The sequence below is a fragment of the Paenibacillus sp. ICGEB2008 genome (assembly GCF_000307675.1).
In the GTDB taxonomy this organism is placed as follows: domain Bacteria; phylum Bacillota; class Bacilli; order Paenibacillales; family Paenibacillaceae; genus Paenibacillus; species Paenibacillus polymyxa.
Window position 1 is genome coordinate 205,850 of the sequence record NZ_AMQU01000014.1, and the last position, 25,750, is coordinate 231,599.

General features: G+C 47.9%; 27 protein-coding genes and 1 tRNA gene. 17 read left to right on the plus strand and 11 right to left on the minus strand.

Annotation, left to right across the window (positions count from 1 at the left end; genetic code table 11):
* Positions 1 to 98: 98 nt before the first annotated feature.
* Entirely contained in the window at positions 99 to 812 is a 714-nt protein-coding gene (locus C400_RS0114115; protein WP_017427366.1) for a GT-D fold domain-containing glycosyltransferase, read from the minus strand.
* A gap of 215 nt (positions 813 to 1,027) precedes the next feature.
* Between C400_RS0114115 and C400_RS0114120 the strand changes: the two genes are divergently transcribed.
* Genes C400_RS0114120 through C400_RS0114140 form a run of 5 tightly spaced genes read left to right on the plus strand, consistent with a single transcriptional unit; the run spans position 1,028 to position 6,067 of the window.
* Positions 1,028 to 1,735, plus strand: coding sequence for a glycosyltransferase (locus C400_RS0114120; RefSeq protein ID WP_017427367.1), 708 nt, complete (start codon positions 1,028 to 1,030; stop codon positions 1,733 to 1,735).
* Positions 1,736 to 1,754: 19 nt separating this feature from the next.
* Positions 1,755 to 2,735: a polysaccharide biosynthesis protein gene (locus tag C400_RS0114125; protein ID WP_017427368.1), complete on the plus strand. Its 981-nt coding sequence runs from the start codon at positions 1,755 to 1,757 to the stop codon at positions 2,733 to 2,735.
* A gap of 2 nt (positions 2,736 to 2,737) precedes the next feature.
* Entirely contained in the window at positions 2,738 to 4,087 is a 1,350-nt protein-coding gene (locus C400_RS0114130) for a nucleotide sugar dehydrogenase (protein ID WP_017427369.1), read from the plus strand.
* A complete protein-coding gene (locus C400_RS0114135; protein WP_017427370.1) occupies positions 4,080 to 4,955 on the plus strand; it encodes a class I SAM-dependent methyltransferase in 876 nt (291 codons plus the stop codon). The genes C400_RS0114130 and C400_RS0114135 overlap by 8 nt, the downstream gene beginning before the upstream one ends.
* Complete coding sequence (locus C400_RS0114140) at positions 4,952 to 6,067, plus strand: tetratricopeptide repeat-containing glycosyltransferase family 2 protein (protein ID WP_017427371.1); 1,116 nt, start codon at positions 4,952 to 4,954, stop codon at positions 6,065 to 6,067. The genes C400_RS0114135 and C400_RS0114140 overlap by 4 nt, the downstream gene beginning before the upstream one ends.
* On the opposite strand, the gene C400_RS0114145 is transcribed toward C400_RS0114140, so the two are convergent.
* Positions 6,059 to 6,937 carry a DUF72 domain-containing protein gene (locus tag C400_RS0114145; protein ID WP_017427372.1) on the minus strand — a complete coding sequence of 293 codons (879 nt, stop codon included), beginning with the start codon at positions 6,935 to 6,937 and terminating at the stop codon, positions 6,059 to 6,061. The two genes, C400_RS0114140 and C400_RS0114145, sit on opposite strands and share 9 nt — an antisense overlap.
* 263 nt (positions 6,938 to 7,200) lie before the next feature.
* On the opposite strand from C400_RS0114145, the gene C400_RS0114150 reads away from it, so the two are divergent.
* The 5 genes from C400_RS0114150 to C400_RS0114170 all read left to right on the plus strand — a co-directional run bounded on the left by C400_RS0114150 (position 7,201) and on the right by C400_RS0114170 (position 11,441).
* Positions 7,201 to 7,986 (plus strand): class I SAM-dependent methyltransferase, encoded by a 786-nt coding sequence (locus C400_RS0114150; RefSeq protein WP_017427373.1) that lies wholly within the window; start codon positions 7,201 to 7,203, stop codon positions 7,984 to 7,986.
* A gap of 23 nt (positions 7,987 to 8,009) precedes the next feature.
* Entirely contained in the window at positions 8,010 to 9,020 is a 1,011-nt protein-coding gene (locus C400_RS0114155; protein WP_016818526.1) for an MBL fold metallo-hydrolase, read from the plus strand.
* 90 nt (positions 9,021 to 9,110) lie between these two features.
* The gene (locus C400_RS0114160) at positions 9,111 to 9,746 is read left to right on the plus strand and encodes an NAD(P)-dependent oxidoreductase (protein WP_016818527.1); all 636 of its coding nucleotides are present in this window, start codon (positions 9,111 to 9,113) and stop codon (positions 9,744 to 9,746) included.
* Positions 9,747 to 9,912: 166 nt separating this feature from the next.
* Positions 9,913 to 10,551 carry a TetR/AcrR family transcriptional regulator gene (locus C400_RS0114165; RefSeq protein WP_016818528.1) on the plus strand — a complete coding sequence of 213 codons (639 nt, stop codon included), beginning with the start codon at positions 9,913 to 9,915 and terminating at the stop codon, positions 10,549 to 10,551.
* 104 nt (positions 10,552 to 10,655) lie between these two features.
* Positions 10,656 to 11,441, plus strand: coding sequence for an SDR family NAD(P)-dependent oxidoreductase (locus C400_RS0114170; protein ID WP_016818529.1), 786 nt, complete (start codon positions 10,656 to 10,658; stop codon positions 11,439 to 11,441).
* Between the two features lie 121 nt (positions 11,442 to 11,562).
* Here the strand turns inward: C400_RS0114170 and C400_RS0114175 are convergent, their stop codons facing one another.
* Both C400_RS0114175 and C400_RS0114180 read right to left on the minus strand, forming a co-directional pair.
* Positions 11,563 to 12,030 (minus strand): GNAT family N-acetyltransferase, encoded by a 468-nt coding sequence (locus C400_RS0114175; RefSeq protein WP_017427374.1) that lies wholly within the window; start codon positions 12,028 to 12,030, stop codon positions 11,563 to 11,565.
* Positions 12,031 to 12,101: 71 nt separating this feature from the next.
* Positions 12,102 to 12,659 (minus strand): phosphatidylglycerophosphatase A family protein, encoded by a 558-nt coding sequence (locus C400_RS0114180; protein WP_016818531.1) that lies wholly within the window; start codon positions 12,657 to 12,659, stop codon positions 12,102 to 12,104.
* A 153-nt stretch (positions 12,660 to 12,812) separates the two neighbouring features.
* Here C400_RS0114180 and C400_RS0114185 point away from each other — a divergent pair, with 153 nt between their 5' ends.
* The 3 genes from C400_RS0114185 (at position 12,813) to C400_RS0114195 (ending at position 15,358) form a co-directional block, all read left to right on the plus strand.
* Positions 12,813 to 13,871: a GerMN domain-containing protein gene (locus tag C400_RS0114185; RefSeq protein WP_017427375.1), complete on the plus strand. Its 1,059-nt coding sequence runs from the start codon at positions 12,813 to 12,815 to the stop codon at positions 13,869 to 13,871.
* A gap of 93 nt (positions 13,872 to 13,964) precedes the next feature.
* Positions 13,965 to 14,726, plus strand: coding sequence for a ribonuclease PH (gene rph / locus C400_RS0114190; RefSeq protein ID WP_016818533.1), 762 nt, complete (start codon positions 13,965 to 13,967; stop codon positions 14,724 to 14,726).
* The gene (locus C400_RS0114195; RefSeq protein ID WP_013372746.1) at positions 14,726 to 15,358 is read left to right on the plus strand and encodes an XTP/dITP diphosphatase; all 633 of its coding nucleotides are present in this window, start codon (positions 14,726 to 14,728) and stop codon (positions 15,356 to 15,358) included. Before rph ends, C400_RS0114195 begins: the two co-directional genes overlap by 1 nt.
* 165 nt (positions 15,359 to 15,523) lie before the next feature.
* Here C400_RS0114195 and asnB read toward each other — a convergent pair whose 3' ends face one another.
* Positions 15,524 to 17,368 carry an asparagine synthase (glutamine-hydrolyzing) gene (asnB, locus tag C400_RS0114200; protein WP_016818534.1) on the minus strand — a complete coding sequence of 615 codons (1,845 nt, stop codon included), beginning with the start codon at positions 17,366 to 17,368 and terminating at the stop codon, positions 15,524 to 15,526.
* A gap of 163 nt (positions 17,369 to 17,531) precedes the next feature.
* Between asnB and C400_RS0114205 the strand changes: the two genes are divergently transcribed.
* On the plus strand, positions 17,532 to 17,891 hold the full coding sequence (locus C400_RS0114205) for a hypothetical protein (RefSeq protein WP_017427376.1): 360 nt from the start codon (positions 17,532 to 17,534) through the stop codon (positions 17,889 to 17,891).
* 309 nt (positions 17,892 to 18,200) lie between these two features.
* On the opposite strand, the gene C400_RS0114210 is transcribed toward C400_RS0114205, so the two are convergent.
* Positions 18,201 to 18,494, minus strand: a complete 294-nt coding sequence (locus C400_RS0114210) for a DUF4870 domain-containing protein (protein ID WP_016324668.1) — start codon at positions 18,492 to 18,494, stop codon at positions 18,201 to 18,203.
* A gap of 175 nt (positions 18,495 to 18,669) precedes the next feature.
* Between C400_RS0114210 and C400_RS0114215 the strand changes: the two genes are divergently transcribed.
* A tRNA-Arg gene (locus C400_RS0114215) sits at positions 18,670 to 18,743 on the plus strand.
* Between the two features lie 214 nt (positions 18,744 to 18,957).
* On the opposite strand, the gene C400_RS0114220 is transcribed toward C400_RS0114215, so the two are convergent.
* Complete coding sequence (locus tag C400_RS0114220) at positions 18,958 to 20,301, minus strand: 6-phospho-beta-glucosidase (protein WP_017427377.1); 1,344 nt, start codon at positions 20,299 to 20,301, stop codon at positions 18,958 to 18,960.
* Between the two features lie 187 nt (positions 20,302 to 20,488).
* Between C400_RS0114220 and C400_RS0114225 the strand changes: the two genes are divergently transcribed.
* Positions 20,489 to 21,457, plus strand: coding sequence for a LacI family DNA-binding transcriptional regulator (locus C400_RS0114225; RefSeq protein WP_017427378.1), 969 nt, complete (start codon positions 20,489 to 20,491; stop codon positions 21,455 to 21,457).
* 185 nt (positions 21,458 to 21,642) lie between these two features.
* Here C400_RS0114225 and C400_RS0114230 read toward each other — a convergent pair whose 3' ends face one another.
* The gene (locus C400_RS0114230; protein WP_017427379.1) at positions 21,643 to 22,554 is read right to left on the minus strand and encodes an arginase family protein; all 912 of its coding nucleotides are present in this window, start codon (positions 22,552 to 22,554) and stop codon (positions 21,643 to 21,645) included.
* Positions 22,555 to 22,659: 105 nt separating this feature from the next.
* Here C400_RS0114230 and C400_RS0114235 point away from each other — a divergent pair, with 105 nt between their 5' ends.
* Complete coding sequence (locus C400_RS0114235) at positions 22,660 to 23,001, plus strand: winged helix-turn-helix transcriptional regulator (RefSeq protein ID WP_017427380.1); 342 nt, start codon at positions 22,660 to 22,662, stop codon at positions 22,999 to 23,001.
* 385 nt (positions 23,002 to 23,386) lie between these two features.
* On the opposite strand, the gene thiE is transcribed toward C400_RS0114235, so the two are convergent.
* Genes thiE through thiM form a run of 3 tightly spaced genes read right to left on the minus strand, consistent with a single transcriptional unit; the run spans position 23,387 to position 25,745 of the window.
* A complete protein-coding gene (thiE, locus tag C400_RS0114245; protein WP_017427382.1) occupies positions 23,387 to 24,076 on the minus strand; it encodes a thiamine phosphate synthase in 690 nt (229 codons plus the stop codon).
* A complete protein-coding gene (gene thiD, locus C400_RS0114250; RefSeq protein ID WP_017427383.1) occupies positions 24,073 to 24,903 on the minus strand; it encodes a bifunctional hydroxymethylpyrimidine kinase/phosphomethylpyrimidine kinase in 831 nt (276 codons plus the stop codon). The genes thiE and thiD overlap by 4 nt, the downstream gene beginning before the upstream one ends.
* Entirely contained in the window at positions 24,900 to 25,745 is an 846-nt protein-coding gene (thiM, locus tag C400_RS0114255; RefSeq protein ID WP_038978201.1) for a hydroxyethylthiazole kinase, read from the minus strand. The genes thiD and thiM overlap by 4 nt, the downstream gene beginning before the upstream one ends.
* Positions 25,746 to 25,750: the final 5 nt, after the last annotated feature.

Genomic DNA, 25,750 nt, shown 5'->3' on the forward strand with positions numbered 1-25,750 from the left:
GTAAAAAGCACCAGCAGGTTTCATTTTGCTGATGCTTTTTTTGATATGAGGAGCCCCAATAACGAAGTTGATTTTTTTCAGACTATTACTTTTATTCTTTAATTCGCTTTGCCGAACATGACGATATTAATCGCCTTGCCGAAGTCTATACCTACTTTGCCAGTTAATTCTGCTGTTTTTTGCGCCAACACCACTGCATTGACACCACAAGAGAATAGCGCAATATCAAAGTCATCTTTGTGTGCTGCGATCCATTCGAGTGTTTCCGGCATCTGTTCATATTGATGAAATGCGAGCGTGTGCGCGATATGCAGCCCGTACGGCTCGGCCTCAAGAACAGGCTTTACTTCAGCGGCCGTCCGGGTCACCAGCAGAATGCGTCGATTTTTCAAGATGTCCCAGAATACGGGTGTCTCCGCTAAATATCGATTCAGGCAGGCATGGCAAGTCAGCGCAGGGGAAAGAGCGTAGTGAGCAAAGACCTGATCGGTCAACTCCCGCTTCATATAGGATGGTGCCTTAATAGACTCGTCATCATATGGCAAAATGCCTGCGATGCTGGCTTTGTTCACTGCCTCTGCCACTGCGTCTCGTAGTTCCGTATTGGGCAGAAATAGTCCCTTTTGGCCGAGATTGGCTTTGACCGCCCAGCGTTCCTGTAACACCTTTTCCATCGGCCAGACGGTGTCTTGAGCCAATACCAAATTTTCGCCATCTCCAATACGTATGAGCGAGAAGGGCTGGTGCTGATCGAGTGCCAGCTTCAAACGTTTCAATACCTCGTCAATCTCCAGATACTTTGAATCCGTCATACTTGTTTCCTCCCTGTCAGTCCTGCTTGTTCAACTTTTCAAATAGAGAAAAAAAACTTCGTATTCTATCATATGTCGAAAGTTAAAAGGTTTTTGTATGAACGGCTATTCTTTTTCGATTCTACCTATTTTTGCGAGAGTTGTTGCATCTGTACGTGCCGTTTCAGAAGCGTCTTCATAACTTGAGAGAAGACGGATGAAAGGGAGGAAGATCAATGAATCGCAAGATTGTGATTGAAATTAATTTTAATAACTATGGGATGAATCCCAACCGCCTGACACGTGAGTGGATCAGCGAGCGACTGGATATATTCAGAACCTTTACGCTGCGTAGTCTGCTCAATCAGACAAATACGGATTTTTTATCTGTCGTCAAGCTGGCGGGTGGATGCAGCGACATTGTGGAAGAGGAACTGGCTCAACGGGAGCCCATTCCTGAGCACATCCGTTTTGGTACGAGCATCGAAAGTAAACGTCGTATCAATGCGTACATCGAAGGAGCGGACGAACTGCTTATTGCTCGAATAGATTCCGACGATTTGTATCACCAATCCTTTGTACAACAATTACATGGCTACAAGTTTCAACCGGATACGGTTGCGCTGGTAAATCAATTGGGTTACTTGTGGAATGCGGTTGAGGGGCAGATGGCACCTGTGTTTCACCACTCGCCTTCCTTTTATGTGTTCCGCTATCAAGTAGAGGAATTTCTGAATGATTACCGTGTCGTTATTCCTGGGAAAGGCACACACGGATATGTAACGGAGCTGCCGCATGAGGTGATTCCGCTTCGCAACTATGTGAATGTCATTCATGCCGCCAATACATCGGTGAAAAAGGTGCCGGCAAAGGATCGACTCTCAGAAAATGAAATGAACGCGGTGCTGGCTGAATTTTTGGGCACAGGCATTGCCAATTCGTAACGGTCAGGAGGAGATTATATTGTTCAAAGGAAAAAAACTGCTGGTGACCGGAGGAACGGGATCTTGGGGGCAACGCCTGACGGCTGAATTGCTGAAGGAGGGACCAGCGGAAATTCGTATTTTTTCACGCGGTGAATTTGCACAGATTGCCATGCAGCGGCAATTCCAGTCTGATCCCCGGCTGAATTTCATGATTGGAGATATTCGGGACCTTCAGGCATTGCAGGAGGCTTGTCGCGGGATAGATTATGTGTTCCATTTGGCGGCCTTAAAGCATGTTCCTGTGTGTGAGAAGCAGCCGGAAGAGGCTTTCAAGACGAATGTACATGGTACGGAAAATGTGATTCGGGCCAGCATAGAGCAGGGAGTCGCCAAGGTCATTGATGTCTCTACAGACAAGGCGGTAGACCCGGTGAATGTATATGGGATGACGAAGGCGATTGGCGAAAGATTGATGATCCGCGCCAACGCCTTAAATGAGCGTACTCGCTTTGTGTGTATTCGCGGCGGCAATGTGCTAGGGACGAGTGGAAGTGTCGTGCCCCTGTTCAAACGCCAGATCGCGGAAAGTCAGGATTTAACGCTGACGAGCCCAGATATGACACGTTTTTTCCTCACGCTCGGAGAGGCGATTGGCTTGCTGCTGAAGGCTTCTGTTACGGCGATTGGTGGAGAGACGCTAGTCATGAAAATGAAGGGTTGCAATATTGCGGATTTGGCAGAAGTGATGAAGGAACAGGCGGGACAGCCTAAGTTAAAAGTGAAGGAAATTGGTATACGTGGTGGGGAAAAGCTGCATGAGGTGCTGATTTCACCCTATGAGGTGCCGCACACGTATCGCTATGATGATCGTTATTTTGTTATTCTTCCCCAGCAAGCAGACAAGCGTTTGTTGAGTCAATATGGTGGCTTGGAGCGGGTAAACTTCGAACAATATCGTTCGGACGATGAGTTAATGGATCGCGCTGGAATTGCTGAGTTACTGCAAGGTATGGAGTAACGATGAAAGAGGTGGGTATTTTGCAGCTTATGGAAAGAATCACAAAAGGAACGGTAAAGGTGGCAGTGATCGGCCTCGGTTATGTAGGGCTGCCCATGGCAGTGGAAATGGCAAAGGCCGGTTATGATGTATATGGCGTGGATTCCGATTCTGTCAAAGTAGCCAAGTTGCTTCAAGGAAAGTCGTACATCATAGATATTGGCGATGATGCATTGGAAGGTCTGATCGGGCAGCAATTGCATCCAGTTACGGATATGAAGGTGCTGGAGCATGCGGATATCGTCGTGATTTGTGTGCCTACGCCGCTAACGGACGGACATCAACCAGATACGTCCTATATTGAGACAGCCATTGATCAGGCCATACCTCATTTGCGTAGACAAACGCTGTTGATTCTGGAAAGTACCACCTATCCGGGAACGACCGAAGAACTGATTCGGCCAGTGATAGAGCAGCGCAGGGGATGGACAGTGGGTCAGGATTTTTATGTGTGCTTTTCACCGGAACGTGTCGATCCGGGTAGCGTCCATTTTAACATTCGCAACACCCCTAAGGTGATCGGCGGTTGCACACCAGATTGTCTGGCAGCAGGAGCAGGTTTTTACGGATCCTTTTTGGATCAGATTGTTCCGGTTAGCTCGACAACTGTGGCTGAAGCCGCCAAGCTGTTTGAGAATACGTTTCGCAGTGTCAACATTGGAATGGTCAATGAGCTGACAGCGGCGTGTGAGAAAATTGGCATCAATATATGGGAGGTACTGGATGCAGCGGCAACCAAGCCGTTCGGCTACATGCCTTTCTATCCAGGACCAGGCATTGGAGGACACTGTATCCCGGTTGATCCGCTATACCTGTCGTGGAAATCGGAGCAGCACGGTTTTCCGCTGGAATTCGTGGATCTGGCAGACCGCATGAATCGGCGTATGCCACTGTATATCGCGGAGCGAATCGAATCCATGCTAGCTCAGGAAGGGAAAGCCATAAACAAGGCCAACATCATTCTGGCAGGTGTAGCCTACAAAAAGGACATTGATGATGTTCGGGAATCCCCGGCTCTTGTCCTGTTCGAGCATCTAACAAAAATGGGTGCTTCGGTTAGCTTCACCGACCCGTATGTATCGAGTTTTAAGCTGAACGGTGAAGAAATCCCATCTCGGACGGCAAATGCCCAGCTGTGGGAAAGTGCAGATATTGTGGTCATCACGACAGACCATTCTGTGGTGAACTACCAACAGTTGGTTGACCATGCTCGGCTGGTCTTCGATACACGTAATGCGACTGCACATTGCACAGGTGGACATGTCGTGATTTTGGGGCATCCTGGTGACGGAGGGGGCGCCGCTGTTGGCTAACCGTGATCAGGTAAACGAACGTTATTACGGACAGATTAATTCAGAGGAATCTCATGAAGCCACCCGCAATAGAATTCACTGGATTTGTCGCCATGTACAGGGTCGTACCGTGCTGGATGTTGGATGCAGTCAGGGAATAACGTCCATTTTGCTTGCGCGGGAAGGCTTTGAGGTAACGGCGATTGATTTGGAAGAAGACAGCATTTATTATGCAAAAAAAGAACTTCGTCAGGAATCTGCACCCGTCAGGGGACGAGTCCACTTTCAGTTAAAGGACATTTCACAATTTGAACGTCCTCCCGGTGGTTTTGACACTATTATTTTAGGAGAGATTTTGGAACATTTTGCGCATCCCGACACCCTGCTGGCCCATGCTTACCGCTTGTTGAATAAAAAGGGGACGCTCGTCCTGTCTGTACCTTATGGATATCATCCATTTCACGATCACAAACGGACTTACTATGCCGGAAGTCTCTCCCGTGTGCTGTATCCTTACTTTAAAGAACAAACGCTGGAGGTACATCATAAATATTTGTGCTTTGCAGGTCACAAGAAGCCAAAAGAGCTGCATGAGGCTATGCCAGGGGCAGAGCAACTGAATGAGTGGATGAAACTGGATGAGGAGCAGTTTCGACGGGTAGAGCAGCAGCATGTTCGCAAAATGAATCAGCGAAAGGCTGCACTCGACAAGGCGGTACAGCGAATCCGACAACTGGAGCAACAACTATTGCTGTTGGAAAGGGTTACGCATGTCGAACAGATAGACAAGACGCAGGCTGAGAGGAGAGGTGCATATACTGATGGCAAGTCTACCGGAAAAACAACGGAAGAGTCAGCCAACGGTAAAGGGGATGACGTGAAGTCATGAATGAGCATCCAATGACCCTCAGCTTGTGCATGATCGTAAAAAATGAGGAGTTAACACTGTCCCGGTGTCTGGATTCGGTCGCAGACCTGATGAATGAAATCATCATTGTGGACACAGGATCAACGGATGAGACGAAGACGATAGCAGCCCGCTATACGGATCGGATATATACGTTTGAATGGAAGGACGATTTTGCAGCCGCTCGTAATGAATCGTTTGACAAGGCAACGTGTTCCTATATCATGTGGCTGGATGCGGATGATGTGCTGCTGGAACCCGATCGTGAACGTCTTCGTTCCTTAAAACAGCGTTTGTCCGAAAATATCGACGCGGTGGTGATGCCACTTCACTTGGCAGAGGGTGAGCGGGGTGAACCGTTGTTCAGCTCACGCCGTATTCGCCTTGTGAAGCGGGAGCGACAATACCGCTGGGAAGGGCGTCTGCATGAGGATCTGGTGATACCTCAGGGGCAAACCGTGCATGCGGATGTGGCAGTGACACATCGCCGAATGCAAGACCATACGCTCCGTAACCAGCGTATTCTCGCCCGGTGGATCAGCGAAAGCGGCAAGCTGGAAGGGCGTCTGCTGTATTTTCACGCCAATGAATGCTTTGACCGTAAGGAATATGCCGAGGCCGCAGAGGGCTTCGACCATCTGCTGGAGGAGCCGAGCGGCTACCAGGAGGATCGCATTACTGCTTGTGCGCGAGCGGCTGAATGCTATCTCCATCTCGGGAAGCCCGAACAACAGCTGGATCGTCTGTTACGCTCTTTTCGATACGGGGTACCGCAAGCAGACCTGTGCTGCATGATCGGGGACTGGTTTTTCACAAGAAATGAATGGAGTACTGCCGCATACTGGTATGAAAGAGCATTGGAGCAACAGCATCACCTTCCTGGTATGAGACCTGTCCCACTGCCATGCTACTCTTGGTTACCTCATGTACGACTCAGTCATTGCTACGCCCATGTAGGTAAGCTGGAAGATTCATATGAGCACAACCAAGTCGCTTTACGTTATTTGCCAGATGACCCGCATTTGCTGGATAACGAACGCAAGCTCAGAGAGGCTATGCCCAAACTTTCACCCACAGCCCGGCCGTCAAAATAGCTCAAGCTGTTCCGGCCCTTGATCCGCTTCAGGTGGCTTGCGAGGTGGAAAAGGTCTAGGCTCCATGCCCAGGATGGTCATGAGTTGCTTGGCGTTGACAGCGGCGTCTCCACCTGAGTTGTTGTTGAATATAACGCATACCTCACGGCTTTGCTGCTCCAGTTCCAGCAATCTGTCTTTCCATTCGGTCAATTCTTGTTCATTGTACCGATACAGATAACGAACCTCCCGCCAATTAGGTGCCGAGCTTTGATTCCAGCCTGATATGTTCCGTCCGTGGAGACGTACGATGGTCAGGTTGCTGTCTGTAGCCAGCGGTACAATGGGAACTGACCCGGGGCCTGCCTGCGGCTCGTCGCATACGCTATGTATCCAGCCTTCTTCACGCATAAATGCCAGCGTTTGCTTCCGAAATTCTGGTGTGAACCAGCTTTGATGTCTGAATTCAAGTACGGATGGGACCTCTCCCATCCTATTTTTCGTGTCTCGCAATATGGCGACATTCTCACGTGTACAGTCGAACCAGGGGGGGTACTGAAACAGCACAGCTTTGAGCTTGCCCGCTTCGCGAAGAGGCAGTATGGATGCGTGCAACGCTTCATACATCGCATCAATGGTTTTGAAGTAAGGCTGTTTGCCGCGGGTATGGCCGGTCATGCCTTGATAGGCCTTGACGAGAAATGAAAAGGAGTCTGGAGTTTCCGTCGCCCAGCGTGCCATACGATCCGTAGGCTGTACCGCATAAAAAGAACTATCCATCTCTACTACGGGAAAATGGCTTCCATAGACACTTAGTTTTTGGTTAGCTTTAGTGCCCGTTGGATACAAGTCATCGTGATCGCCCCAACCCGTCAGTCCAATTTGAATCATACTTTGCCGCTCCTTTCCTGCATGAAACCTCTCTAAAGGCATTCCCATGATTCATTTTAATGATAAAATGGGATAAATCACATGAAGTGGGTATGAAGTTTCTATGATTATTTAAGCTCAAATACGGTTATTGTAACATGCTCTCATGTCAGGAAGCTTGGTGCTTTTGCAAAATGCTTATTCGTAATGTTTTTGAGTTTCCAGTTTGAAAAAGCTAATATAGTATGTAATAGAGCGAAATGAGTTCATGGAGGAGAAACGATATGGCAGAATGGTATGAGCAAAGCTTTGGGGAAGATTATTTATTGGTATACAAGCATCGCGACTTTCAGGGAGCCTATCAGGAAGTGCAAAAAATGATCTCCTGGCTCAAATTACCGCAAGGTTCCAGCGTATTGGATTTATGCTGCGGGATGGGACGTCATTCGCTTGCGCTCGCCGATGCAGGGTATAAGGTGACGGGTGTGGACCTGTCCAATGTACTGCTGAGAGAGGCGCATGCGGCGGATTCCGAAGGGCGGGTAAGCTGGCATCAAGGGGATATGAGAGCGGTGCCGCTGGATGAAAGCTTTGATGCGGTGGTCAATTTGTTTACCTCCTTTGGTTATTTTGAGAAGGATGAGGAGCAGCTTAGGGTATTAAAGGAAATTTATCGGCTGTTGAAACCGGGAGGTCGTTTTATTATAGATTATTTGAACCCTTCCTACGTAGCTGCACATTTGGTACCGCATTCGTCCCGGGAGGATGAGGGATCTTGGATTGAGGAGCATCGGGTCATTGAAGATGGATTTGTGAAAAAGCAAATTGCCATCCGGTCAGCCGCATCTGTGACGACCACAGAAGCAGCCTCTGAGCTGGATGCCACTCATGCTGACGCACAACCTGCGCGTGTGTACTATGAGCGAGTAAAGCTATATCCGTATGAAAAGTTCCGTGGATTGCTAGAACAAGCCGGGCTATCCGTAGAGCAGGTGCACGGAAGTTATGATGAAGATCAATATATAGAAGATGCTTCGCCCCGAATGATTTTTGTCGGTGTGCGGGCTTGAAACAGAAGGCCGGAGGGGAAGCCATGAAATTGCCAGAGCTTACGCCGTGTGAGCGAATAGACGGAGGCTTTCAGGTCAAAATATCCATGTCCTTTCCGCTGCGCTGGGTGAATAGCTATGTGCTCAAGGGACAGCACGGTTTTACAATTGTAGACCCAGGTCCGCGCAATCTGGATACAGAGGCGGAATGGGCATATGTCTTCCAACAGCTGGGAATGTCCTTTGAGGATATTTCAGACATTGTGGTGACTCATCATCACCCCGATCATTATGGACTGGCGGGGTGGATGCAGCAGCAAGGTCAGGCTCGCGTACATATGTCAGCTCGCAGCCATCAGGAAGCGAGGATGATGTGGGACGCTCCAGAATCGACGACCGCTATGGAGAAAAGGCTGCCCAGCTTTTTTGTCCAGCATGGCTTTCCTTTGGAAAAGGTATCAGCCTTGGAATTACATATGCGGCAGGCTTATTTGCAAGTGAATCCGCAGCCTGAGATTACCTTCATTCCTACCGGAATAGACGCTCGTCTGGAATTAGACGGACGCAGCTGGATGCCCGTAGAGACTGGAGGGCATGCGCCTGGACATGTGTCCTTATATGAGCCGAATAGCGGCGTTATTCTGTGCGGTGACGCAGTGCTGCCGCAGATTTCCCCTAATATCAGCCTGCTGCCGGGCAGTGACGCCCAGCCGCTGAAGTCTTATATAGATGGCTTGCAGTGCCTAGGTGAGCTAGAGGTGGCATGGACATATCCCGGGCATCGCAATCCGTTTGGATATTTTCGCGAACGGACGCAAGCATTGCTGGCGCATCATGAAGAACGGCTGGACAAATTCTTGCAGCTCGTCCAACCGGAAGGCAGCACAGCTTATGAGCTGTGCATTGCCGTGTTCGGCGACAAGCTGGGGATTCACCAGCTAAGGTTTGCCATGTCTGAGACACTGGCCCACCTGGTGGAGCTGGTGCGCCGTGAACGAGCCTCTATGAGCGAGACGAGTCCCATCACTCGCTTTTATCCTCTTTGCTATCAATAATGGCGTGGAGTTAACGAGCGAGTATAGTGATATGACAATGCAACATGACAGAACAACATGAACGGCATGTATGCCGGGGAAGAGGCTTTTATGAATTTGCTGTTGCTGGGAGCTACCGGACGTGTGGGCCGTTTTATATTAGAATATGCGTTAGCGGATGGTCATACCGTAACCGTCCTAGTTCGTTCACCGGACAAGTTGGAGGATTTCGCATCCCAATACGGGACACAGCTGCAAATTGTACAAGGTAATGCCACCAACGCGGAGGACGTAGCACAAGCGCTGAAAGGCGGGCCAACAGTTGTGATCAGTGCGCTGAATACAGATGGAACCACCACCTTATCCGTTAGTGCAGGTCTGCTGATCCGGCTGATGCAGGAGCAGTCCATTCACCGACTCATAACGGTAGGAACGGCAGGGATTTTGCAAAGCCGGACCGAACCGAGTCTGTATCGGTACGAGTCCTCCGATACCCGGCGACGCAGCACCCGCGCGGCCGAGGAGCATCGGCGAGTGTACGAATTGCTGCGTGAATCGGCACTAGATTGGACAGTCGTATGTCCAACCTATTTGCCAGATGGCGGACGTACAGGTGTATATCGCGTGGAAAAAGATTTTCTGCCTGAAGACGGCTCACAAATTTCCACTGCGGATACAGCTGATTTTACCTATCGTCAATGGACAAGTTGCGATTTTATCCGCACAAGGGTGGGCATTGCCTATTGATCGTGGAACGCAAAACATAGCTTCATTTTTAACATCCAACCAGAGCGCAGTAAGTGTATCTACTTATGTTGCGCTCTTTTTTATTTGACAAACATTTAGGGATGGAATACTATGATTCTATAAGGAAACAGTGTTTCTGAGATGAATAAAGGAAGTGCATTGAACGATGTCTGAGCCATCGCAACCTTATAAAACCTATTCTGAGGTGAAGCTACAGCAGCAACAATTGCTCCGTAAAAATGTGATTGATGCGGCATGCATCCTTCTTGCAGAAGAAGGGCCTGAGGCAGTGACTGTACGGCGAGTTGCACAGAAATTAAGCTGTTCCACCAAGATCATTTACAGTATTTTTGGCAGTAAGGACGGTCTTGCCAATGAAATGTATCTGGATGGATGCCGGCTATTGGCTGAAACCTTTGAACAAGTACCTGTTACGAAAAACGTACTCGCTGATCTGGAAGCTTTATGCTGGGCATATTGGAAATTTGCGCGGCTTCATTCAGCCTATTACAAAATGATGTTTGGCGGGGCATTATCTGATTTTAAGCCGGATGAACAGAGCTTGGAGGGTACCACAACGGCATTATCGCGAATCTTACAAACCGTCATACATGCTATGGAGCAGGGAGCACTGAAAGAACAGGACCCACTGCTGGTTGTCCGAATGCTGTGGTCAGCTTTACACGGGGTGATACATCTACAATTTGCAGGTCATTTTTTGACTGTGGACATGGCCCAAGAGGTGTATGCATTTACACTGAAGAATACGCTCGATGTATGTAAACCCTCTTCATCTCCAGCGTAAATATGAAGTGTACTGAGGTCGTCATCGTGATGGCTTCAGTTCATTATAGAGTAGTGGTAACAGTGTTTCTCAAATAAAACGACGATACTATGGAGGTCATCATCATGTTTAGGTATGCAAACAAAACAGCACTCATCACAGGGGCTTCATCCGGGATTGGTGAGGCATTTGCCTATTCGCTCGCGGCTAAGCAATGTAATCTCATTTTGGTAGCGCGCAATGAAAAAAAGCTAAAAGCACTGGCGAAAGAACTCTCCGCTAAATATAACGTAAAAGCTACGGTGATTGCGCTCGATCTATCCTCATCGGGAGCTCCCCAAACATTGCATCAGGAGGTTCAAAATCAACAACTCAAGGTAGATCTTCTGATTAACAACGCCGGTTTTGCCACCTACGGGTACTTTGAGCAGGTTTCAGGAGAAAGACAGCATGAGGAAGTGATGCTCAATGTGGCTGCTTTAGTCGATATCACACATGCATTTATGCCTGATTTGTTGCGTAACCGGGATGGGGGACTCATCAATGTTTCATCCACCGCTGCATTTCAGCCTGATCCCTATATGGCCGTATATGGAGCAACCAAAGCATTCGTACTTTCGTTTAGCGAGGCGCTGTGGGCCGAAAATCGAAAACGAGGACTCAAAGTGCTCGCCCTCTGTCCAGGTGCAACCGAAACCTCATTTTTTGATGTGGTAGGCTCCAGTGAAGCCTCTGTAGGTTCCAGAGAAACACCCCAGACTGTCGTCAATAATGCCTTGAGAGCATTTGAAAAAGGGCGCAGTCATATGATATCGGGTCGACAAAACTATTGGGTAGCCCAAGTATCCCGATTTTTCTCTCGTCAATCCACACTTAACATTGTGGAACGTACACTACGACCTCAAAATTGATTGCAATTTAAGAATCAAGATAGCCTATACTTTAATCAGGATTACCGCTCAATAAGCTGAGATTTCTTATATGCCGGGTCTGATTGCTTCTAATTCAATAGAATCAGCAGCCCCGGCGTTCCTAATTTACATAGATCAAGCGTTCAGATGCTATCCCAGATCTCGCGAATATAATAAAATCCCATCTCCGCTTCCCCCAGCCGTTAGCTGACCAGAAGCGTTGACCTCCTATGTTATGCTCCATCACAAACAGATGGCATTTATCAATACCTTCTTTAAGCAAAGCAGATAACGCTTTATCCACCAGTCTGGGCGCAATCCCATGACCACGATGTTCTGTGGCTACACCCAGATGATACAGAAACCCTCTGCGACTATCATGGCCTGCTAAAATCGTGCCTATGATGTTTCCAGCGTACTCACAGACAAAGCTAAGTCCTTCATTCCGCTGCAAAAATCGTGCAATCCGCTCCGGTGAATCGGCCTCACTTAATCCCAATCCGTCTAAGCCATTCCACAGCTCAATGGCCTGATCGTAATCATCAGCCTGCATCGTACGGAATGTATATCCTGCAATTACGTCTGCCATGTCTAGTTCTCCTCTTACCCTGTATATATCTATTGTAATCCAACGCATTGTTTGCAACTGGCATGTCATTGTTACCGTGTTGTATTCGGTGCGCTTTCTTCTCCAAGCTCCTGCTCGCGCTCTGCCTGCTTGCGATGGGCGATACGACTGCTGGCCGAGGCTGCAATCGCACCCACAATGTCGTCCAGAAACGTATGAATCGGCCCAAGGCTTTTATCGTTCAGGCGTTCCAGCACACCCGGTTTGAGCTTATCGACATAACCGTAATTGGTAAATCCAATACTGCCGTACACATTGACGATGGAAAAGGCTAGAATTTCATCCACTCCGTATAATCCCTCATCATTCTCAATCATATCCTGCAATGGGGGAAGAAGAGCCCCCTGTTCCGCGAGAATATCTAGCTGGATGCCCGTAAGCACGGCATTTTGAACCTCGCGCTTCATTAACACCTTGTCCACATTGTCCATACATTCTTCCATCGTTAGGTTCGGGTAATATTTTTTCTGTAGAAGCATAACCAGTTCTGCGATTTCAGTCATACTTACACCACGCTTGTGCAGCCACTCACGGGTGGCATCGGCTACCTTTTTACTATTCAGGCTGTAAGGTACTTTTTTCTTGTCCATAAAGTTGAAGTTACCCTCCTCGTGTAGATCCTAATTTTCTACTGCAATTATGACCAGTGTGTCCAGTCTGCTAAAAAAGTAGTTATTTTTTACGCGGGGCTCGTATACATATTAGTACAATCTGTACAAAATTGTTAGGGAGGAACTTCATTTATGAACATAAAACACCCATGGCGTATGACCTCTGTAGCCGGGCTGCTATCCCTGCCCCTGTTGTTGTCCGGATGCAGCCTTTTCGGCAACGAAGCGGCGTCCATTGACCCTCCGCCGTCCACGACAGAGCAGTCCATGATTAAGGCTGTAACTGGAAAAGCACCTGCCACTACCGGGCAGTTGAGGGCTGTTTTTTTGCAAGATCATAACGGCTTGCTGGCCCCTGTATCTTTACCGATTGCTTCAGGCGATGTACAGGCAGATGCCAAGTCGGCGCTGGAAACACTGGTTGAGGGCGGGCCTTATGCCGGCTTATTACCAGAAGGATTTAAAGGTGTACTGCCTCAGGGTACAGAAGTGAAAAGTGTGACAGTGGACAAGGATAACAAGCTGGCTGTTGTCGAATTTAACAAATTTTTCGCCAACTATAAGCCACAGGAAGAACGCAAATTAATGGAAAGCTTGACTTGGACCTTGACCGACCGTCCCGATATTAAAAGCGTGCAGATTTGGGTGGATGGTAAAAAGCTGAACGAAATGCCTGTTGGCGGCACACCACTGGACCATCCGCTCACGCGCGCAGTAGGGATTAATTTGGAGGTCGGTCATGGTGTGACCCCTCTGGATTCCAGTCCAGTCACCGTATATTTCTCTTCATCTTCGCCTGCTGGAGTACAATATTATGTACCTGTAACACGACTGGTCAGTCCGGAAAAAGATCGTGTCCAGTCCGCTCTACATCAATTAATTCAAGGTCCACAGACCAAGGATGGATTGCAGGAAGTGATGACAGGGGAGACGGCGCTGAAATCGGTAGAACGCTCCAAAGATAACGTCATTACGGTATCACTCTCGGATGATATGTTTGCCAAAGGGGAGGCCGTACCTGCTGAATTTTTGGAATCGGTCGTACTGACAGCAGCGGACAATTCGGATGATGCGGTCAAAACGAAGATTCGCATTGAACTGAATGGTGAGAAAAGCGTGATTGGACAAAATAATCAAAATTATGGAGAGCCTGTAGCCAAGCCGCAGCACATTAACGAAATTCCTCTTTAAGGACAGGGAATCGTCATTGGGGTGCTTTTGCCTGCACACTTTGGTAAAATAAACATATAAGAACAGGTTGCATACGACGTAGGAGGAAAAAGCATGAGTAGATCTAACGGACGAAACGGTGATGAGCTGCGCCCGATGAAATTGACAGCAGGAGTAAATAAATACGCGGAGGGCTCTGTTTTTATAGAGGTTGGCGAGACGAAAGTCATCTGTACGGCTACAGTGGAAGAGCGCGTTCCTCCCTTTATGAAGGGTCAAGGAAAAGGCTGGGTGACCGCCGAATATTCCATGCTTCCGCGGGCGACACATAGCCGCAATCAGCGTGAAGCTGCGCGCGGCAAGCTGACAGGCCGTACTATGGAAATTCAGCGTCTGATCGGAAGAGCGTTGCGTTCGGTTGTCAATTTGCAGGCGCTTGGTGAACGGACGATTACGTTGGACTGTGACGTCATTCAGGCGGACGGCGGGACGCGTACAACCTCCATTACCGGTTCTTTCGTAGCGTTGGCGATTGCAGTAAATAAAATTGCGATCCAGCACAAGTTGCCTGTTTTCCCTATTACGGATTTTCTGGCTTCCGTCAGCGTAGGGGTTGTTGGTGACAAGGCGCTGCTGGATCTGAATTATGAAGAGGATTCCAAGGCTAAGGTGGACATGAATCTCGTCATGACTGGCAGTGGAAAATACGTCGAGCTGCAAGGTACGGGGGAAGAAAGCCCATTTGACCGTCATGAATTGGATCAGCTGCTTAGCTTGGGTGAACAAGGGATTTTGCAAATGATCGAGCGCCAAAAAGAAGTACTCGGACCGATTGCCGATAAGATCGGTGCTGGACGTACAGGAGCTGGGGCCTAATGCGACTGGATGGTCCGGTTGTCATTGTCGCTACGAAGAATAAAGGGAAAGTGCGGGAATTTGCACATGCTTTTGCGCCGTTTGGCAAGGAAGTCAGAAGTATGTACGATTATCCAGACATTCCTGATGTCGTTGAGGATGGCACAACCTTTGCCGAAAATGCGCTGAAAAAAGCCAAAGCGGTGGGAGATGTGCTCGGATTGCCTGTGCTGGCTGATGATTCCGGCCTGTGCGTGGATTTGCTGGATGGTGCGCCAGGCGTATATTCGGCCCGTTATGCGGGAGAAGGCGCCAGCGATCACGAAAACAATATCAAGCTGCTTGATGTTCTGGAATCAAAGCAGCTTGGTGATGATACCGGACAGCCTTTGCTAAGCCCGGCTCAATTCGTCTGTACCTTGATTCTGTATAATCCACAGACTGGGGAGACGTTGGAATCGACGGGCTCCGTGGAAGGCTGGATTACGACTGAAACCGCAGGCAGCGGTGGGTTTGGGTATGATCCGCTGTTCTATTTGCCAGAGTTTGAAAAGACAATGGCGGAGCTGACGTTGGAACAAAAGCAGGCTATCAGCCATCGAGGCATAGCCCTGCGTAATTTGGCAACAAAGCTGGGAAATCCACAGGCATAGTTTGGCAGCAGGTTGAATATATACCTGTCATATACGAAAAAAAGGCTATCCGTCAGTCATAGGCGCGGATAGCCTTTTTGGTATTTTCTGTTCCACGTATAGCATGCATTGAGAAAAACAGGCGGTTACCATCTCGTAGTTTACGGCTTAAGCAGTTAGCACATTTTATCGAATAGCCACCTTGTAAGTGCGTAGCCAGTTATCCACTTGGGTCAAGTAAGCAAACAACTGAGGACCCGACATTAGCTGGCCAAACCAAGGCAGATTGGTGGATGCCTCCGGTGAGGCGGCAATATCCCGTATCTTTTTCGTATCGATCAGCTTGAGCAGTGGGGAAGAGGAATCATCCAGCAGTTGCAGCGCCTGCTTTTTCACAGCGGCAAGATAGGAGGGATTATGCGTTTTGGGATACGGGCTTTTTTTGCGATATAGCACATCATCCGGCAATACGCCCTCCAGCGCCTTGCGCAAAATACCTTTTTCACGTCCGCCTGTCATCTTAATGCTCCACGGAATGTTCCATACATATTGCACCAACCGATGATCGCAATACGGCACCCGTACTTCGAGTCCGACCCCCATACTCATTCGATCTTTGCGATCCAGCAGGGTAGGCATAAAGCGGGTGATGTTCAAATAGGACATGACGCGCATTTGCGCAGCTTTTCCTGTTTCCCCCGGTAGCTTTGGTACTTCTCCGACTGCTTCTGAGTAACGGTCGTTCAAATACTCCAGCGGCTTGATCCAGTCCCGCACTTCAGGGGATAGCAGACTCGCTCTCATATCGGGAGCAACCGCCCACGGGAATGTGCCTGAGTTCAGCATATCCTCCCGATGGAACCACGGATATCCGCCAAACACTTCATCCGCTGCTTCACCAGAAATGGCAACGGTAGCGCCCTTTTTAATCTCCCGGCAAAAGAGATACAGTGACGAATCCACGTCCGCCATGCCGGGTAAATCCCGCGTTAGCGTGGAGTTGTTCAGAGCGGCTACAACTTCAGGTGTATCGAATTCAATCCAGTGATGATTTGTCCCTAATTCATCGACCATCCGCTGTATCCAGGGAGCATCGGCTCCGGGCTGGAACGCATGGGCTTTAAAATGCTTGTCGTTGTCCACATAATCGACTGAATACGTATGAACTTGTCCCTGCCCGGTACGTTTGTAATAATCAACTGCTAATGCGGACAGAGCACTTGAATCCAGCCCGCCAGACAATAAGGTACATACCGGTACATCCGAAATAAGCTGCCGTTCCACGGTATCCATTAACAGCTCTCGTACCTTGAGTGCCGTTTCTTCGGTGTTATCCTCATGCGCAATGCTTTCCAGTTTCCAATAGGCTTGAATGCGTACGCCGTCGCGGCTGTAGGTGAGGGTATGCCCGGGACGGAGCTCCTTCATCGACGAATAGACGCCGTGTCCGGGGGTGCGTGCAGGCCCAATGATAAAAATTTCTGCCAATCCCTCGGCGTCTACTGCTGCCTCTACCGCTGGATGCTGGAGTAGGGCTTTGGGTTCGGAGCCAAATACAAATACATCTTCAGTTTGGCTATAAAATAGCGGCTTCACTCCCAGTCGATCTCGTGCCAGAAATACCTGCTCCCGCTCACTATCCCAGACCGCAAACGCAAAAATGCCGTTCAACCGATCTACACAATCCGGGCCCCATTCGATATAAGATTCGAGCAGTACCTCTGTGTCGCATTGTGTACGGAAAAAATGCCCACGTTGTTGCAGCTCTTTTTTCAGCTCAGGCGCGTTATATATTTCCCCGTTATATACAATCGTATAAGTGATATCCTCAAGCTGCCGGATCATGGGCTGAGCGCCGTTTTCCGGGTCCATTACGCTTAGTCTTCGGTGTCCGAAGGCACACGGATTGGATATCCAGGTACCCGCAGCATCCGGTCCGCGATCGGAGAGCGTTTGCGTCATATTCAGCAGCAGCTCAGATTGATGCATTAAATCTCCGTTCCACTGTATGAAACCTGTAATTCCGCACATGTCTATTCATCCTCTCTTTGTCGTGTTCATCCAGTGTTGGAATGAATCAAAAACTAAATCCCCAGTTCATCAGTATATATGCCGAAATGAAGCATAAAATGTCTGTCCGTTCCGAAAACTACAGATGGGGCAACCCGCCTACACGTGAGGAAGGAGGGAGACAATGTACTACATCAAGGATGCCAAAATACGCCGCTTCACTGAACTTGACGGAGTGCGCTGTGCTGAGGTAGAAGTGCGTCCCGGTGCCGCAGATGACCCGGAGCTGCTGGTTTATATCACAGCTACGAATCAGAAGGAGGGTCAGCCTGATTATGACATGGTACGGATCATCCGCAATGATGCCGATCTGGAGCTGGATTGGTATGACAATAATCTGCACTCGGCATTTGAAGAAGTGACCGACAAGGCTTTTACGGACTCTACGCACATTACCGCTGGTGAGGAACGGGAAAAGTTCAAAAGGGAGTTGCTCTCCTATGGGCAGCTTAGTACAGAGTTTGCCAAGGAGTTCGGGGCATGAGGATATGGTGTGCACTACCTCGGCTTTTGTTAATTTGGACACCGGCGCCATCGCCAGATCAGCGTGAAAGGAGGGGGAAATCATAGACGGCAAAGCGAAGTATAAGAAAAACAAAGGCAGCAGTTATATTCATAACAATGAGTTCGCGGAAGAAGTGATGGAGAAAAATGTAAGACATGAGGTGCGAAGAAGTCCTAGACGCTTCGGTAATAAATAAACAGTCATAAACTGAGAAACGCTCATTTATAAATGACCCTGAAGAAGCCTCTGTATTCGTCAAAATTGCGAATGCGAGAGGCTTCTTTTGAATTAGGCCGCTTCACGCAGCGTCATGATCCCTTTGTAGATGTTATAGACAAAAACGCCGAGATAGACCACTACGAATAGCAGTACAAACCCGATAACCGAGCCTGCATGATTGGCAGTGATAATAAAATAAACTAGCGGAATCGCCGCAATAATGGGGAAAATGTGCGATAAAATGGCTTTTTTCGCGTGTCCCTGAACATATTCGTCCCGGACTGCAATCCACACAATGACCGGCACCAGAAAAGGTGCGAAAAAAATGCTAAAATAACAAAGTGAAGACAAAAGGCCTCTCACGGATTAACCCCTCCTTTTTGGCATCGTTCTTTGTACATAATACCCCGTTAGCGTCCAAATGATTCCTTTTGCAGCCTGCTTTCCTGTATAATGAAAAAATGCTTTTGACAGTTGCCCAAAATGTGATATAATCATTAATGCACTGAATACATAAGGTTTTATGGATTATCATTTTGTCCCAGTAGCTCAGCTGGATAGAGCAACGGCCTTCTAAGCCGTCGGTCGGGGGTTCGAATCCCTCCTGGGACGTATAGCAAAAACTTCCTAATTCAATATTGGGAAGTTTTTTTGTGTTCCAGTGGGATGAGAACCCCTTGGGGGGACGTCGGAGCTAAGCATCGTTAGCATAAACTTCGCAGTCTCGACCGTAGGGAGAGTATCCCTCCTGGGACGTATAGCAAAAACTTCCTAATTCAATATTAGGAAGTTTTTTTGTGTTCCGGCAGTATCATTGATTCTGGCTTTATACTGTCGCCTTCTCTTTATGAGCAAAAAATTGCGGCAGATGCTCTTTGTGTGCTTCCAGCAATTCATCCAGCACAGTTTGGGCGATATCGCCGCTTGGAACGAGCGGATTCAAGGTGAAGGCTTGCAGTGCTGTCGCATAGTCACCAGTGACCGCCGCTTCAATGGTCAGCTCTTCCATCGCCTTCATGACTTGCAGCAGTCCCCGTTGTGCTGGAGGGAATTTGCCAAAGTTGACAGGCTCCGCACCATGCGCACGAATGACACTAGTTACTTCGATGGCGCTATCATAAGGGACATCATCAATCGCACCGTTGTTACGCGTACTAACTACCATCAATGTGCCTTTGTTGTTATAAATAGAGTTGATGATTTCACAGGCAGCATCGCTGTAATGCGCACCGCCGCGTTTGGATAATTCCTCTGGTTTGTAATCCAGATTCGGATCTTTGTACAATTCAAACAGACTTTCTTCCAGACGTTTGACGACTTGGCCCCGAGTTCCTTCGTTTTTGGCCTCCTCTAATTCTTCCTTGAGCATGTTATCGGTCATATAGTAATACCGATGGTAAGGACAAGGTAGCATTTTCAATTGACGAACCTGATCATACAGGAAGCGCATGTTCTTAATATTTTCAACGACCTTCTCCGGTTTTGCGCCAGGAGCATACAGTCCTTCGATAACTTGTTCTGTTAATTCTTCTCCAGTTTTATCATAAACTTTGTGCCAATGAAGGTGGTTAATTCCTGCAAATTTAAAGAACAGCTCTTGTTCCGGTTTGTCCAGCACAGCCGATGCACTCTTGATCGCGCCGATTGGAACATTACATAATCCGATGACTTTATCCCACTGACCATAACGAAGCACTGCTTCGGTGACCATGCCCGCAGGGTTGGTGAAGTTAATCAACCATGCATTCGGACACAGTTCTTTCATATCTTCTACGATACTGAGGATAACGGGTATGGTACGAAAAGCTTTGAACATCCCACCAGCCCCATTGGTTTCCTGACCGATCATACCGTGTTTCAAAGGAATACTTTCATCTTTAATCCGGGCTTCCAATAAGCCTACCCGAAATTGGGTCGTTACAAAATCGGCATCCTTCAAGGCTTCCCGACGATCCAGTGTCAAATGTACTTCACAATCAATGCCGGCGGCTTTCACCATCCGTTGGGCCATGGCCCCTACGATCTCCAGTTTCTCGCGTCCTGCTTCAATATCTACCAGCCATAATTCCCGAATGGGAAGCTCTGCATAACGTTTGATAAAACCTTCTACTAATTCTGGTGTATAGCTGGAGCCTCCGCCAATAGTTGCGATTTTTATGCCTTTTTTCATGGTTAGTGCCTCCTGAGTATGTTTTTTAAAACCGCTTTCTTAAGCTCAAATTCACTGTAATCCCTGTAATGCATTACAGGTCAAGCGCTTTTAGAAAACTTATTTGGGGAAGGTGACAATTATAGGGCGGGGCCACGAAACATGCTAAACACGAACATGCTAAAATAGAAAGAACGAGGTGAGAAATGTGGCAAATATTCATGAAATTGCAAAGCTGGCGGGTGTATCCTCGGCAACGGTGTCTCGTGTCATTAATAACCATCCGTACGTAAGTGAACCGACAAGGCAGCGTGTACAGGAGGTCATAGACCGACTGGATTATGTACCTAATTTGAATGCGGTTTCATTAAAAAAGGGCATGACCAAGCTCATAGGAATTATTTCAATTTCTTTTAATGATTCATTGGGTTCATTTGTGCGTGGATTTACAACCTATGCCCAGGAGCATGGTTTTAATATGGCACTATTTATTACGAATGGAGAGAAGGAGCGGGAGCTTGAAGCACTGGAAATGTTGCGGAGAAAGCAACTGGACGCCTTGGTCTGTATGATTCGCGTCAATGAGTGGAGTGTGATTGAGCACTACACCAAATATGGTCCAATTGTGACATGGCAGCGTGTAAACATTGAGGCAATCCCGTCTGTATTTATGGACCAGTATCAGGGGTACATGCTTGCGCTGGAGCATCTGTATGCAAGAGGCTATCGCAGCATTGTGAATGTATATGGGAATATGAGGGGGCTGAATACAAAAGAGCGCATCCGGGCTTATCATGATTTTTGCAAAAAATATGATTTGAACGCTGATGCTTTCTCGCATTTTTATGGCTTAAATTCAATAGAAGCGGGTGAACAAATTGCTCACTGGTGGGGCGAACAATCCAACAAGCCGGATGCCTTCGCTTGTTCTACCGATTATTTGGCTGCAGGACTTTTGACCGAAGCACGTAGGCTCGGTGTTTCGGTCCCGAGTAATGTTGCAGTGGTGGGCTTTGATAACACCGAAATTTCGCATTTGCTTGATTTAACCACCATTCATTACCCGATTGACAAGCAAGCGGAAAATGCATTCATTATGATTCGAAATGCCCTAGAGGGGCTTCATGAAGAATTACATCCCTTGGAATTCAAGTTAGTAGAGCGAGCGACCACCTAATATCCTGGTTATTCTTTTTTATTGTTGGTGGTGTGCTATCCAAGAATTAGTAAATCAAAAAAAGGACTCCATAACAGTATAAATTCCCGAGGAGTCCTTTTTTGCACAATACTTTAATTCAAACGGCCATCATAATTCCATTACGAAAATTAACGTCAAGATACATGCACAGTTCGTAAGTAGAATTAATGATTCAAAATAGGTATTTCCCCAAGCAGATTCTTCAAGTTAATGGAATCCCACGGCATATGTTCGGTTATACCTAACCCAACTACATCAGTTTCTTCAGATAGTTCTTTAATCAGATGAAGTAGTTGAGGTATTTGCATTGTTCCCGCAGGAGAAAGATTATAGGGAGCTTCAGGGTTGGCGAATAATAAAGAACGAAATGCTTTTGGATCAAGTACATCTAAATCAAGGTGAATCGCCAGGTGCTTGATGCCGCTTTCTTTAATCCACTCTTTTATTGATTCGGTACTGGTCGTTAACTCTTGGGTCCCAGCAGTTCGAATCCCTAATCTTTGAATTACTTCAGTATCTGTTTCTGTAGTGGTAACACCTAACCTTTGAAATGTCTCTGAAAATGCTTTTGTTTCTTCTTCTGTAGGAGCTGCTAATCCAGCGATAAAGACATTTTCAGGTTTAAGAGGAATTTTCACATGTTTTGCGAACTCCTCATCTCCTTCTCCCAAAAGGTTACCAAGCGGTAATGTATGTCCGTTATCATAGCCTACATATCTAACTAAATCACTGTGAGCATCGATCCAAATTAACCCTAATTCCCCGCCGTATCGTTCGTTTAAATAGGCAAACGGAGCCTGTTCGACTAAGCAGTCACCACCAAACATTACAATGCGATCTGGCTTATGAGCGTCAATGAGATGATGAGCAGCCTCTAATTGCTCAAGTAGCTGTTTTCTCCCATTCATACCGTTCTCGTTGTCAAGCGGAGTTCCATCATAAGCTTGAACTGGAACATGAATAAGGGGTTGATCATTGTCTGGGGCTAGCCAAGCCAGCAGTTCAGCTCCAAAAGAGTAGTTAGGATTGTTTCCTCCTTGCCATTGCGGCATTAATAGGCGTATTGTTTTAGTCATTTCTTTCTCTCCTTTACTTCAATTTACGGTTAGTATAAACTGAACGCAAATAAAAACGTAGTACGCACTAATTTGATAGGTACTACCCGAAAGGATAGTGTACATATGAGTATGGCTGAATATAAAGGTAAAGTTAAAAACATTCAAGATACACCTTTTGGTTATACAGTGTCAGTTATTGGTGGTAAATGGAAAATGGTTATTATTTATCTTCTGGCCGAAAACCAAGTGGTTCGCTTTAATGATCTGAAAAGACAAATCGGAGCTATTACTTATAAAACATTGAGTTCACAGCTAAAAGAATTGGAAGCGGATGGTCTGGTGAATCGGAAAGAGTACCCCCAAGTTCCACCTAAAGTTGAGTACAGTCTTACAGAAAAAGCGGAAACACTATTGCCTGTTTTGGAAGGGTTATGTGAATGGGGAACCAAAAATCAATATAATTAAGTTTCGTTTTTTAATTGCTTTCGAATGTTATAGGAATATTAGAAAAGACGATTTACATATATTTATAGTTAATCAGGTATTCAACGAGCTCAAGTGCACTGGGGATAGGAACGCTTAAAAATCAGTATCATTTGGGGGATGTGATATTTTGACTATGGCAATTATTTTATTTGTAGCGAATATTCTACTTATTCTTGTTTCAATCGTTGGTATTGTTCTGCTCATGGGAATATTGTACAGGGGGTACATTTTGCTAGGATTACTTATTGCTGAGAAAAAGAACACAAGAATTCAAGCTGTAAAAGATTAAATTTATGACAATACAGAGCCTCATCTCTACTTTATTAGTGTAAATGAGGCTCTTGCGTGAACTATTAAAGGCACTTTATAGTTTTGGGGACATCCCCGGATGGTTGATGCTTAGCACTACCTTTTTCTTTAGTTCCTCTGCAGCAGCTCGAATTTGTTTTGCCTGCGTCACAGCCGAAATCACCGCTACACCATCGGCACCCGCACCTACCACTTCCTCCACACGGTCTATCGTAATACCACCGATCCCGACGATGGGCAGATCAATTCCCGCTTTGCGCATCTCATGCAAAATGGCTGGACCCTGCACCGCATGAGCATCATCCTTTGAGATGGTGGGATAGATGGGACCGACGCCGAGGTAGTCCGCACCATGCAGAATGGCTCGACGAGCTTCCTCAATCGTATGGGCGGAGACGCCAAGGATTCGGTTTCCGATCCGCGTACGCACAGAATCAGCCGATTCATCGTCCTGACCGATATGGACGCCGTCGGCATTGAGCTCAAGAGCCAGCTCCACATCGTCATTGACGATAAAGGGGATACCAGCGTGGTGGCACAGATCTTGTAGCTGACGCGCAAGTTTGAACATAGGCACCCCTGTTAACGCGCTACGGCCCTTTTCCCGGAACTGGATCATGGTTATGCCACCAGCAAGAGCCTCCTGCACGACCCGACTTGGTTCCGCGAGGCAGTTCACGCTTCCAAGAACCAGATACATCTGTAAATGCCGGCGCATGATCTCAGGTAATATTCGGCCGTTCATTGGAGCATCTCCTGACGACGGCGATAGGCCCAGTGATTAGTTGGACCGTGTCCCTGGCCCAAATACAATGTATCCTCAATCGCCGCCTGAATGAAGGCTCTTCCATTGACAATAGCCTCCGGTACAGACACGCCTTTCCCTAATTCAGCGGTAATCGCTGCTGAGAACGTACATCCTGTTCCGTGTGTGTGGACAGTCCGCACCCGCTTGCCGCCCAGCTCTGTAAAGGCAGTTCCGTCAAATAGCAGGTCAATGACCTGACCGCTGTTTTCGCTCTCCTCATCGTGGCCGCCCTTGATCACAACGAATTTGGGACCCCGGCTACTAATATGTCTCGCAGCTTCCCGGCGTCCTTCCATCGTACGAATGCTTATCCCGGTTAAGGCCTCCGCTTCCGGGATATTTGGTGTGACGACCAGTGCCAAGGGGAGCAGGTCGTCGTTCAATGCCTGCACCGCTTCCGGTTGCAACAGCTTTGCGCCCCCTTTGGCAATCATTACAGGATCGACGACAACCTTTTTCCAGCCGAACTTTCGGATCTGCTCGGCCACAAGGCGGATGATGCCCGCGTCAAACAGCATGCCAGTCTTCAGGGCATCGACTCCAAGATCTGATCCTACAGCTTCGATTTGCTGCGCTGTTGCTTCCTGTGGCAACGGATATACACCGTGAACTCCCAAGGTATTTTGTACCGTAATGGCTGTAATAGCCGACATGCCGTATACGCCAAGCTCCTGAAAGGTTTTGAGATCGGCTTGAATTCCAGCGCCGCCGCCGCTGTCTGAACCGGCAATCGTCAGCGCTCTCGGTACATGCACGTCTCTCATCGCGCACCACCTGCTGTAGTTGTTCCAGCTTCACGGATCGTGACATGCCCCTCTAGCGAACCAGTATGTAGTTCGGCAAGCTCGTCGAGAAAGGCAATCTGGAAGCTGCCTGGCCCCAGCTTTGCGGTATGCGCTGCGGCTCGGGAAGCTGCTGCACCGTAAAATGCCAAACCTGCTGTGCCTGCGAGCAGCAGGTTGGGTTCAACAGCTGCAAAAGCGCCCAACACAGAGGTCAGCAGGCAGCCTGTTCCGGTTACCTTCGTAAGCAGCGCGTCTCCGCCACTAATCAATCGTACTTCAACCCCATCGGTGATGACGTCCTCTTTTCCAGTGATGACAACCATGGTATGGAGCGTTTGCGCAGCCCGAACTGCCAGATCGACATTACTGCTGTCAGCACTGTCGCCTGCATCTACCCCTTTAATTTCTCGGGCTTCTCCGATCAGATGAGCGACTTCGGCTGCATTGCCTCGTACTAGTGAGATTTTTACTTCTTTTAGGATCCGCAGTGCTGACTCGGTTCTAAAGCTCGTCGCTCCCGCACCAACCGGATCTAGCAGAACTGGAACACCATGAGCATTCGCCGATTGTCCAGCAAGGATCATGGCATCCACCAGCTCACGGTTTAGCGTACCGATATTTAACACGACGGCGCCCGCTATTTTGGCCATATCTGCTACTTCCTCGGGTGCATAAGCCATCACCGGGGAAGCCCCCAGTGCATATAGGCCGTTGGCTGTAAAGTTGGTGACCACCACATTGGTTATATTATGAACGAGGGGGTTGCTGTTTTGTACCTTTGTCAGGAGCGCCGAATAACTTTGTTCCCATATATTCATCATGTTTA